This window comes from Streptomyces sp. NPDC002773 (assembly GCF_040295605.1).
Lineage (GTDB): Bacteria > Actinomycetota > Actinomycetes > Streptomycetales > Streptomycetaceae > Streptomyces.
This window is the reverse complement of record NZ_JBEOVO010000067.1, coordinates 1-10,983: the sequence shown is the minus strand read 5'-3', so window position 1 is coordinate 10,983 and position 10,983 is coordinate 1. Positions and strand designations below refer to the sequence as shown.

The 10,983-nt window shown below is 72.7% G+C and carries 9 protein-coding genes; 8 read left to right on the top strand and 1 reads right to left on the bottom strand.

Annotated elements, in window-relative coordinates; genetic code table 11:
- The first annotated feature begins 108 nt into the window (after window positions 1-108).
- From ABT034_RS35015 to nudC, 4 genes are all read left to right on the top strand, one after another.
- The gene (locus tag ABT034_RS35015) at window positions 109-798 is read left to right on the top strand and encodes a hypothetical protein (protein WP_351221151.1); all 690 of its coding nucleotides are present in this window, start codon (window positions 109-111) and stop codon (window positions 796-798) included.
- A gap of 95 nt (window positions 799-893) precedes the next feature.
- On the top strand, window positions 894-4,322 hold the full coding sequence (locus tag ABT034_RS35010; protein ID WP_351221150.1) for an ATP-dependent helicase: 3,429 nt from the start codon (window positions 894-896) through the stop codon (window positions 4,320-4,322).
- A gap of 10 nt (window positions 4,323-4,332) precedes the next feature.
- Entirely contained in the window at window positions 4,333-5,751 is a 1,419-nt protein-coding gene (locus tag ABT034_RS35005; protein WP_351221149.1) for a dipeptidase, read from the top strand.
- Window positions 5,752-5,786: 35 nt separating this feature from the next.
- Window positions 5,787-6,761 (top strand): NAD(+) diphosphatase, encoded by a 975-nt coding sequence (gene nudC / locus ABT034_RS35000; protein WP_502973114.1) that lies wholly within the window; start codon window positions 5,787-5,789, stop codon window positions 6,759-6,761.
- 64 nt (window positions 6,762-6,825) lie between these two features.
- Here nudC and ABT034_RS34995 read toward each other — a convergent pair whose 3' ends face one another.
- Window positions 6,826-7,068 (bottom strand): mycoredoxin, encoded by a 243-nt coding sequence (locus tag ABT034_RS34995; RefSeq protein WP_005312266.1) that lies wholly within the window; start codon window positions 7,066-7,068, stop codon window positions 6,826-6,828.
- 147 nt (window positions 7,069-7,215) lie between these two features.
- Here ABT034_RS34995 and ABT034_RS34990 point away from each other — a divergent pair, with 147 nt between their 5' ends.
- From ABT034_RS34990 to ABT034_RS34975, 4 genes are all read left to right on the top strand, one after another.
- Window positions 7,216-9,396, top strand: coding sequence for an ATP-dependent DNA helicase UvrD2 (locus tag ABT034_RS34990; RefSeq protein ID WP_351221148.1), 2,181 nt, complete (start codon window positions 7,216-7,218; stop codon window positions 9,394-9,396).
- Between the two features lie 172 nt (window positions 9,397-9,568).
- Window positions 9,569-9,979: a hypothetical protein gene (locus tag ABT034_RS34985; protein ID WP_351221147.1), complete on the top strand. Its 411-nt coding sequence runs from the start codon at window positions 9,569-9,571 to the stop codon at window positions 9,977-9,979.
- Window positions 9,980-10,152: 173 nt separating this feature from the next.
- Window positions 10,153-10,530 carry a WhiB family transcriptional regulator gene (locus ABT034_RS34980; protein ID WP_351221146.1) on the top strand — a complete coding sequence of 126 codons (378 nt, stop codon included), beginning with the start codon at window positions 10,153-10,155 and terminating at the stop codon, window positions 10,528-10,530.
- Window positions 10,527-10,850, top strand: a complete 324-nt coding sequence (locus tag ABT034_RS34975) for a putative WhiB-interacting protein (RefSeq protein ID WP_351221145.1) — start codon at window positions 10,527-10,529, stop codon at window positions 10,848-10,850. The genes ABT034_RS34980 and ABT034_RS34975 overlap by 4 nt, the downstream gene beginning before the upstream one ends.
- The last annotated feature ends 133 nt before the right edge of the window (window positions 10,851-10,983 follow it).

Sequence of the window (10,983 nt, the reverse complement as noted above, 5' to 3'; positions counted from 1 at the left end):
GGCTGCTCGCCGACGCCTGCGAGATCACCTCGCTCGACGAGGCGGCGCTCCAGCGCCGCGACGACCGCGGCGGCCTGGGCGGCCGGCGCGGGCCCTCCGGCCGCCGCCGTGGCCACGGCCCCGTCCCCCGATCCGTTCACCGGCCTCACGGCCGACGAGATCGCCGACCGGGCCGTCACCGCGACCCAGTCCGCGACCTCCCTCCGCATGGCCGGCCGGATCGTCACCGACGGGCAGCCGCTCGACATCGACTTCGCCGTCGACGACCGCGACCAGTGCACCGGCGTGATGAAGATCAAGGGCGGCACCGCCGAACTCCGCAAGGCCGACCGGATCACGTACATGAAGGGCGACGAGGCCTTCTGGCGCGCCTCCATGACCTCCCAGGGGATGACCGAGGCTCAGATCGACACCACGATCGAGCTGGTCAAGGGCCGCTGGCTGAAGATCGCCCCGGGGCAGCCCGGCAGCAGCGACCTCGGCAGCGTCTGCGACCTGGACGAGCTCCTCTCCGACCTCGGCAAGGACAAGGAGGAGCGCAGCGGACTGACCAGGGGCACGGACGCCGAGGTCGACGGCACCTCCGTCGCGACCCTGGTGAAGAAGGACGGCAGGGAGACCGCCACCGTGTCCGTCGCCCGCGAGGGCAAGCCGTACATCCTGAAGATGGTCAAGGCGGGCGGCGACGAACCCGGCTCGATCACGCTCTCCGACTACGACAAGCCCGTCAAGGTGGTCGTCCCGCCCGCGGACGAGACGGTGGACCTCTCCAAACTGGACCGGAGCGGGCCCGCGTGAGGCGAGTCGGCACCGTGTGCGGCACCGCGTGAGGTGAGCCACCAAGGCAGCCGCACCGGACCGCACTGTCGGTGGTCCGCGTTAGCCTCTTTGAGGTGACCGCACGCATCACCGACCCCGAGCAGCTCAAGGAGCTCCTCGGCATCCCGTTCACCCCGGAGCAGACGGCCTGCATCACCGCGCCGCTCGCCCCGCAGGTCGTCGTGGCCGGAGCCGGCTCCGGCAAGACGACGGTGATGGCCGCCCGCGTGGTCTGGCTGGTCGGCACGGGCCAGGTGGCCCCCGAGCAGGTCCTCGGCCTCACCTTCACCAACAAGGCCGCGGGAGAACTCGCCGAGCGCGTCCGCACCGCCCTCGTCCGCGCCGGAGTCACCGACCCCGACGTCATCGACCCCGACAACCCCCCGGGCGAGCCCCGCATCTCCACCTACCACGCGTTCGCCGGACAGCTCCTCACCGACCATGGCCTCCGCATCGGGCTCGAACCCACCTCCCGGCTCCTCGCCGACGCCACCCGCTACCAGCTCGCCGCGCGCGTGCTGCGCGAGGCCCCCGGCCCGTACCCGGCGCTCACCCGCTCCTTCCCGACCCTCATCACCGACCTGCTCGCCCTCGACGCCGAGCTGGCGGAACACCTCGTACCGCCGGAAAGACTTCTCTCGTACGACTCCGCGCTGCTCACCGCCCTCGCCGGTGCCAAGCTCAGCAACGCCGAGCTGCGCAAGATCCCCGAGGCCGCCGCCGCCCGCCGGGAACTCCTCGGCCTCGTCGTCCGCTACCGGGCCGCCAAACGCTCCCGCGACCTGCTCGACTTCGGCGACCAGATCGCCCGCTCCGCCGAGCTCGCCACCACCCGGCCCGAGGTCGGCGAGATCCTCCGCCAGGAGTTCCGGGTCGTCCTCCTCGACGAGTACCAGGACACGTCCGTCGCCCAGCGGCTCCTGCTCTCCGGCCTCTTCGGCCAGGGCACGGGGGGCCGGGCCACCGGACACGCGGTGACCGCCGTCGGCGACCCCTGCCAGGCCATCTACGGCTGGCGCGGGGCCTCCGTCGCCAACCTGGACGACTTCCCCGAGCACTTCCCGCACGCGGACGGCAGCCCCGCGAGCCGCTACTCGCTCTCCGAGAACCGGCGCAGCGGCGGCCGGCTCCTCGACCTCGCCAACGGGCTCGCCGCCCCCCTGCGCGCCATGCACGCGGGCGTGGAGGCGCTGCGGCCCGCGCCGGGCGCCGAGAAGGACGGCAGTGTCCGCATCGCGCTCCTCCGCACCCACGCCGAGGAGATCGACTGGCTCGCCGACTCCCTCGCCCACCTCGTCCGCACCGGCCGCGAACCCGGCGAGATCGCCGTCCTGTGCCGTACCGCCACCGACTTCCCCGCCCTCCACGCCGCTCTCGTCGCCCGGGACGTGCCCGTCGAGGTCGTCGGCCTCTCCGGCCTCCTCCACCTGCCCGAGATCGCCGACCTCGTCGCCGTCTGCGAGGTCCTCCAGGACCCGGGGGCCAACGCCTCCCTGGTACGGCTCCTCACCGGACCGCGCTGGCGGATCGGCCCCCGCGACCTCGCCCTCCTCGGGCGCCGGGCCCGCCTCCTCGTCCACCGGGGCGGCGAGGAACCGGACCCCGAGCAGCGGCTCGCCGCCGCCGTCGAGGGCGTCGACCCGGCGGAGGTCGTCTCCCTCGCCGACGCCCTCGACACGTTCCTCGACTCCGGCGGCGCCGCCGACGACGGCCTGGCGTTCTCCGCCGACGCCCGGGTCCGCTTCGCGCGCCTCGCCGCCGAACTGCGCGTCCTGCGCACCTCGCTCGCCGACCCCCTCATGGACGTCCTGCACCGGGTGCTCACCGCGACCGGCCTCGAAGTCGAACTGTCCGCCTCCCCGCACGCGCTCGCCGCCCGCCGCCGCGAGACCCTCGGCCACTTCCTCGACATCGCCGCCGGCTTCGCCTCCCTCGACGGCGAGGCGAGCCTGCTCGCGTTCCTCGGCTTCCTGCGCACGGCCGTCCAGTTCGAGAAGGGCCTCGACAACGCCCTGCCGGGCGGGGAGAACACCGTCAAGGTCCTCACCGCCCACAAGTCCAAGGGCCTGGAGTGGGACGTCGTCGCCGTCCCCGGCCTGGTCGCCGGCCAGTTCCCCAGCGCACGCGCCCGCGAGTCATGGACCTCCCAGCCCCAGGTGCTCCCGCACGAGCTGCGGGGCGACGCGGCGACGCTGCCGCGGATCGACACCTGGAACGCCAAGGCCCTCACCTCCTTCAAGAACGAGATGCGGGACCACCAGCACACCGAGGAACTCCGCCTCGGCTACGTCACCTTCACCCGCCCCCGCTCCCTCCTCCTCGGCTCCGCCCACTGGTGGGGCCCGTCCCAGAAGAAGCCCCGAGGCCCCTCGGACTTCCTCCAATCCCTGCACGACCACTGCGCGGCGGGCCACGGAGAGATCGAGGCCTGGGCGGAACAACCGGAACCGGACGCGGAAAACCCGACGTTGACGGAGTCGGACGGCGACCAGACCTGGCCGCTACCGCTGGATGAGGAGTCGTTCAAGCACCGCAGAGCGGCGGCTGACGCCGTGCTGGCCCAGTTGCGGGCAATCGTTCCGCAGGGCGATGGGGGTCCCCCCGGACGGAGTCCGGGGGAGGGTGGGCACAACCCCACCGGAGCGGCGCCCGACCCCCAGGACCCGCACCCCGAGGACCCCTGGCCCGAAGAGGAGGAACCCACCTGGGACGAGGAGACCCTCCCCGAGGACCTGCACGCGGACAAGGTCCCGGCCCCAAGGGACCCGGATCGCGAAGAGGCCGAGCCGCTCACCCCCGAAGACGCGAGAGCGATCGCCTCCTGGGACCGCGACCTCACCGCCCTCACCACAGAACTCCGCCGCACCCGCGCCACCACCCGAGACGTCCTGCTCCCCGCATACCTCTCCGCCTCCCAGGTCCTCCGCCTCGCCGCCGACCCCGACGGCTTCGCGCAGGAGCTGGCCCGGCCCATGCCCACGGCGCCGCAGCCGGCCGCCCGCCGGGGCACCCGGTTCCACGCGTGGGTGGAGTCCCGCTTCGAGGAGCTGCCGCTGCCGTTCCTCGGCCCGGAGGAGCTGCCCGGCGGCGAGGACTTCGCGGGCGAGCCCGAGATCCTCGACGAGCGGGACCTCGACGAGCTGAAGGAGGCCTTCGCCCGTACCCCGTACGCCCACCGCACCCCGTACCGCGTCGAGGTCCCGGTCCACCTCTCGCTCGGCGGCCGGGTCGTCCGGGGCAGGATCGACGCCGTCTACCGGGACCCGGACTCCGGCGCGTACGAGATCGTCGACTGGAAGACCAGCCGGGTGCGGACCGCCGACCCCCTCCAGCTCGCGATCTACCGGCTCGCCTGGGCCGAGCAGCACGGCCTCCCGCCCGAGGACGTCGCGGCGGCCTTCGTCTACGTCCGTACGGGTGAGGTCGCCCGCCCCGCCCGCCTGCCCGGCCGTGCCGAGCTGGAGACCCTCCTGCTGGGAGAGCCACCCCCGGGCGCCGGATAGGCTCGGGGGCATGAGCGAGACCCCGGACAGCGCCGTCCACGCCGTACGCGCGTACATAGAGCAGCACCGTGCCGCCTTCCTCGGCGACCTGGCCGAGTGGCTGCGCATCCCCTCCGTGTCGGCGCAGCCGGAGCGGGCCGGGGACGTACGGCGCAGTGCCGAGTGGCTCGCCGCCAAGCTCACCGCGACCGGCTTCACCACCGTCGAGGTGTGGGAGACCGCCGGCGCCCCCGCCGTCTTCGCCGAGTGGCCCTCCGACGACCCGGACGCCCCGACGGTCCTGGTCTACGGCCACCACGACGTGCAGCCCGCGGCCCGCGAGGACGGCTGGCGCACGGACCCCTTCGAGCCGACCGTCGTCGACGGCCGGATGTACGCGCGCGGGGCGGCCGACGACAAGGGCCAGGTGTTCTTCCACACCCTCGGCGTCCGGGCCCATCTCGCCGCCACCGGCCGCACGGCGCCCGCCGTCCACCTCAAGCTGATCGTCGAGGGCGAGGAGGAGTCCGGCTCCCCGCACTTCCGCGAGCTCGTCGAGACCCACGCCGAGCGGCTCGCCGCCGACGCCGTGATCGTCTCCGACACCGGCATGTGGTCCGAGACCACGCCCACCGTCTGCACGGGCATGCGCGGGGTCGCCGACTGCGAGATCGAGCTGTACGGCCCCGACCAGGACATCCACTCCGGTTCCTTCGGCGGCGCGGTCCCGAACCCGGCCACCGTCGCCGGCCGGATCGTCGCCGCACTCCACGACGAGCGCGAGCGCGTCGCGATCCCCGGCTTCTACGACGGGGTGACCGAGCTCACCGAAGCCGAGCGCGCCCTCGTCGCCGAACTGCCCTTCGACGAAGCCGCCTGGCTGCGTACGGCGAAGTCGCACGGCACGCTCGGCGAGGCCGGCTTCACTACCCTGGAGCGGGTCTGGGCCCGCCCGACAGCCGAGGTCAACGGCATCGGCGGGGGCTACCAGGGCCCCGGCGGCAAGACGATCGTCCCCGCCGCCGCCCACCTCAAGCTGTCGTTCCGCCTGGTCGCGGGCCAGGACCCGGACAAGATCGAACTCGCGGTACGGGACTGGCTCGCCGGTCTCGTCCCCGCCGGCATCCGGTACGGGATCGCCTTCGGCGCCCCGACCCGCCCCTGCCTGACCCCCCTCGACCACCCCGCCCTCAAGGCGGTCGCCGGGGCCATGAGCCGGGCCTTCGACGGGGCCAAGGTCCGCTACACCCGCGAGGGCGGCTCGGGACCGGCCGCCGACCTCCAGGACGTCCTGGACGCACCCGTCCTGTTCCTCGGCATCTCCGTCCCGTCCGACGGCTGGCACGCCCCCGACGAGAAGATCGAACTCGACCTCCTCATGAAGGGCGTCGAGACGACCGCTCACCTGTGGGGCGACCTGCCCGCCGCCCTCCGCACCGTCGAGCGCTGAACCCACACACCGATCCGGGGGAGTTGGAAGCACCTGTGAGCACCTTGAAGAACGCGCCGGCCCTGAAGAACGTGACGACCGCACCGGCGGACCGCCCGATCTCGCTCACCGCCCCGAGCGGCATCGACCGCGCCGCGCACCACCGCCTCGACGAGGCATGGCTGGCGGCGGCCTGGAGCCACCCCACCACCCGGGTCTTCGTGGTCTCGGGCGGCCAGGTGCTGATCGACGACCTGCCCGACGGCACCACCGAACTCGTCATGACGCCGGCGTTCGAGGCCCCGGTCACCGAGACCCACCGCTACTTCCTGGGCACCGACGCCGAGGGCGTCTCGTACTTCGCGCTCCAGAAGGACTCCCTGCCGGGCCGCATGGACCAGTCCGCACGCCCGGCGGGCCTCCGCGAGGCGGGCCTGCTGCTCTCCGACCGGGACGCGGGCCTCATGGTCCACGCCGTCGCCCTGGAGAACTGGCAGCGCCTCCACCGCTTCTGTTCCCGTTGCGGCGAGCGCACGGTCATCGCGGCGGCCGGCCACATCCGCCGCTGCCAGGCCTGCGGCGCCGAGCACTACCCGCGCACCGACCCGGCCGTGATCATGGCCGTCACGGACGAGGAGGACCGCATCCTCCTCGGCCGCCAGGTCCATTGGCCGGAGGGCCGCTTCTCGACCCTCGCGGGCTTCGTCGAGCCCGGCGAGTCCATCGAGCAGTCGGTCGCCCGCGAGGTCTTCGAGGAGGCAGGCGTCACGGTCGGCGAGGTCGAGTACATCGCCAGCCAGCCCTGGCCGTTCCCGTCCAGCCTCATGCTGGGCTTCTTCGCCCGCGCGACCTCCTCGGAGATCACCGTGGACGGCGAGGAGATCCAGGAGGCCCGCTGGTTCTCCCGCGACGACCTGACCGCCGCCTTCGAGTCCGGCGAGGTGCTCCCCCCGTACGGCATCTCGATCGCCTCCCGCCTGATCGAACGCTGGTACGGCAAGCCACTGCCGAAGCCGGGCGACGTGGTCTGACCCCCCGCACACGACGAAACCCCCGACCGTCCGGTCGGGGGTTTCGTCACGCGTGGGACCGTCCTCAGACGCCGACCTTCTGCTTGACCTGCGCGAGGCTCGGGTTCGTCAGGGTCGAACCGTCCGGGAAGAGCACGGTCGGCACCGTCTGGTTGCCGCCGTTGGCCTTCTCGACGAACGCCGCCGATTCGGGGTCCTGCTCGATGTTGATCTCGGTGTACGCGATGCCCTCGCGGTCCATCTGGCTCTTCAGCCGACGGCAGTAGCCGCACCACGTGGTGCTGTACATCGTCACAGTGCCCTGCATGGCGAGGCGCTCCTCTTGTTCGCTGACGGGTGCCGAGAAGGAGAACGTACGCCCTGGCCCCGCCATTCCCGGAATTCGTATGACCGGCGGCCCGGCCCTGTGGACAACGCTCGGCAGCGAACCCGCGCGACCTGGCAGCATTGGGGGGTGACAGCAGCAACGCACTCCACTCTTTTCCCGCAGGTTCCGGAGACGGCCGACGCGGTGCTCGACGGGCTCGACCCGGAGCAGCGCGAGGTCGCCCTGGCCCTGAGCGGCCCGGTGTGCGTGCTGGCGGGAGCCGGCACGGGCAAGACGCGGGCCATCACCCACCGCATCGCGTACGGGGTGCGCGCGGGCATACTCCAGCCCGCCAGTGTGCTGGCCGTCACGTTCACCAACCGCGCCGCGGGCGAGATGCGCGGCCGGCTCCGCCAGCTCGGCGCGGGCGGTGTCCAGGCCCGTACGTTCCACTCCGCGGCCCTCCGCCAGCTCCAGTTCTTCTGGCCGAAAGCCGTCGGTGGTGATCTGCCCCGGCTCCTGGAGCGGAAGGTCCAGCTGGTCGCCGAGGCCGCGGCCCGCTGCCGGGTCCGGCTCGACCGGAACGAGCTGAGGGACGTCACCGGCGAGATCGAATGGGCCAAGGTCACCCAGACCGTCCCCGCCGACTACCCGGCCGTCGTCGCCAAGTCCCTCAGGGACGCCCCCCGGGACCCGGCCGAGATTGGCCAGATCTATGCCACGTACGAGCAGCTGAAGCGCGACCGCTCGGTGATCGACTTCGAGGACGTGCTGCTGCTCACCGTCGGCATCCTCCAGGACCGGCACGACATCGCCGACCAGATCCGCCGGCAGTACCAGCACTTCGTGGTGGACGAGTACCAGGACGTCTCCCCGCTCCAGCAGCGGCTGCTCGACCTGTGGCTCGGCGACCGCGACAACCTCTGCGTCGTCGGGGACGCCAGCCAGACCATCTACTCCTTCACCGGCGCCACCCCCGACCACCTCCTGAACTTCCGCACCCGGCACCCGGGCGCCACGGTCGTCAGGCTCGTCCGCGACTACCGCTCCACCCCGCAGGTCGTCCACCTCGCCAACGGACTGCTCAGCCAGGCCCGCGGCCGGGCCGCCGAGCACCGCCTCGAGCTGATCTCCCAGCGCGACCCGGGCCCCGAGCCCGTCTACACGGAGTACGCCGACGAGCCGACCGAGGCCGAGGGCACCGCCCGCCGCATCCGGGACCTCATCGCCGCCGGGGTCCCGGCCGGTGAGATCGCCGTCCTCTACCGGATCAACGCCCAGTCCGAGGTGTACGAGCAGGCCCTCGCCGACGCCGGAGTGCCGTACCAGCTCCGCGGCGCCGAGCGCTTCTTCGAGCGCCAGGAGGTACGGGAGGCGGTCATCGCGCTGCGCGGCGCCGCCCGCGCCGGAGGCAACGACTCCCTGCTCGACGACGTCGACGACCTGCCCGCGCAGGTCGGGGCGGTCCTCTCCACCAAGGGCTGGACCAGCAAGGCGCCCGCCGGCTCCGGCGCCGTCCGCGACCGCTGGGAGTCCCTCGCCGCCCTCGTCCGGCTCGCCGAGGACTTCGCCCGCGCCAGGTCCGGGGCCACCCTCTCCGACCTGGTCGCCGAACTCGACGAGCGGGCCGCCGCCCAGCACGCTCCCACCGTCCAGGGCGTCACCCTCGCGTCGCTGCACGCGGCGAAGGGCCTCGAATGGGACGCCGTCTTCCTGGTCGGCCTCACCGAGGGCATGATGCCGATCACCTACGCCAAGACCGACGAGCAGGTCGAGGAGGAGCGGCGCCTGCTGTACGTCGGTGTGACCCGCGCCCGGTTCCACCTCACGCTGTCCTGGGCACTCTCCCGCTCCCCGGGCGGCCGGGCCTCCCGGCGCCCCAGCCGCTTCCTCAAGGGGCTGCGGCCCGGCTCCGGGACCCTCGGCTCCGCCGCCGCCGGCGGTTCCGGCTCGATCGAGCGCGGTGGCGGCGCGGCCGGCCGGCGCAAGCAGCGCGGCCCCGTCCGGTGCCGGGTCTGCGGCACGACGCTCACCGAGGCGGGCGCGATGAAGCTCATGCGCTGCGAGGACTGCCCGTCGGACATGGACGAGGCGCTCTACGGGCGGCTTCGCGACTGGCGCGCGGAACAGGCCAGGGAGCTCGGCCAGCCCGCGTATTGCGTGTTCACCGACAAGACGCTGATGGCCATCGCCGAGCGCGTCCCCGCCACCGGCGGGGAGCTCTCCTCGATCTCCGGCGTCGGCGCACGCAAGCTGGACCGCTTCGGGGACGACGTCCTGGCCATCTGCGCAGGTGGGGAGGGTGGGGCAGGAGACGGCGAGAGTTGATGAAAACTCGTCGGAAAAATAGTTTGCGCCTGCCCCGTCAAGCCCCATAGGTTCTTAACCACGGAAACAGCGGCTTCTTCGAAGCCCTGCCTCCGTGTTGTACTTGTCCAAGTAAACATGAGGGTCCGGCTCACCCCCGAGCCCTCCGAGACGCCGAGAGGAGGCGATTCCAGTGATCAGCAACACGATTCAGGCCAGCACCACCGCCAGCTTCGTCAGCACCGTCAGCACCGCCGGCTTCTTCGGCACCGCCAAAATGACCGATCGCTCGGCCGCCTCCGCCTGCACGCTCGGCTTCTCCGCCTCGGCGTTCATCGGCAGCGGTCTGCCCGGCACCGGTCTGTCCTTCACCGGTCTGCCCGTGGCCGGTCTTCCCGTCACCGGTCTTTCCGGTCTCGGCAAGGCCGCCATCGAGCGGCGCGATGAGCGACCGACCAAGGCACTGGAAGCAGTAGCGGCAGGCAAGGCCACGGCCTATGGCTTTGCGGCGGCGACCAGTGCCGGCAACCAGCAGCAGACGACGAAGCACCACCACATGATGTGGGCCTTCCGTGGGCTCGAACCCTGGAGTGATCCAGTCTGATCCATGATCAGACCGGCGCCTTCAGGGCCGCGGAACCCCACCCGGGATCCGCGGCCCTTCTGTTTGTCCCCGAACGGGGAACGGCAGCCCGAAGGCGCCTCGGGACAGACACACCCGGTACCAGCCGAAACCCCGGTCAACAGGCCGGAACGACCAGACGAGGAAAGACCACCGTGCAACTCGAAGCGCACGCCCCGTCCGTACCGCCTTCCGATTCGATCCCCCTGCCCGGCCTCACGGAGGACCCCGCTTTGACCCCCCTCGCCCCCCTCACCGCGCTCACCGCGCTCGACGACGCCATCGAGAACCTCGGCGTACCCGTCCCCTGTCGCGCCTACGACCCCGAGGTCTTCTTCGCGGAGTCCCCGGCCGACGTCGAGTACGCGAAGTCCCTCTGCCGGACCTGCCCGCTCGTGGCGGCCTGCCTGGCCGGCGCCAAGGAGCGCCGCGAGCCCTGGGGTGTCTGGGGTGGCGAGCTCTTCGTCCAGGGCGTGGTCGTCGCCCGCAAGCGGCCCCGCGGCCGCCCGCGCAAGAACCCGGTCGCGGCATGAGCGCCACCGGAACCATCGACCGCCCCCTCACGCACGATCCCCAGAAGCAGGCCCCGATGACCTCTTCCACCAGCGAGCCCGCCGGCTCCGCGACCCCAGCCTTCTCCCCCGCCGCCGCGCCCACCGCGCGTCAGAACAGGACCCGTGAAATGCAACTCATCCCAGAAGCCCTGGCCCGTGCCCATATGCACGAGCGACAGCGTGAGGCCGACGCGCAACGCCATGCCGTGCGCCTGGTCGCCGCCCGTCGCATGCAGCGCCGCGCCGAGCGCGTCTCGCTGCGCGCCCGCCGCGCGCTGGCCATGGCCGTCATGCACTAGGTGACATCGCGCCCCGCAGGGGCGCCGTCGCGGGGGGGGGGGGGGGGGGGGCCCCCCCCCCCCGGGGGGGGGGGGGGGGGGGCGCCCCCCCCCCGGGGGTGGGGGCAGAAGGAAAAGGCCCCCCCCCCCCCCG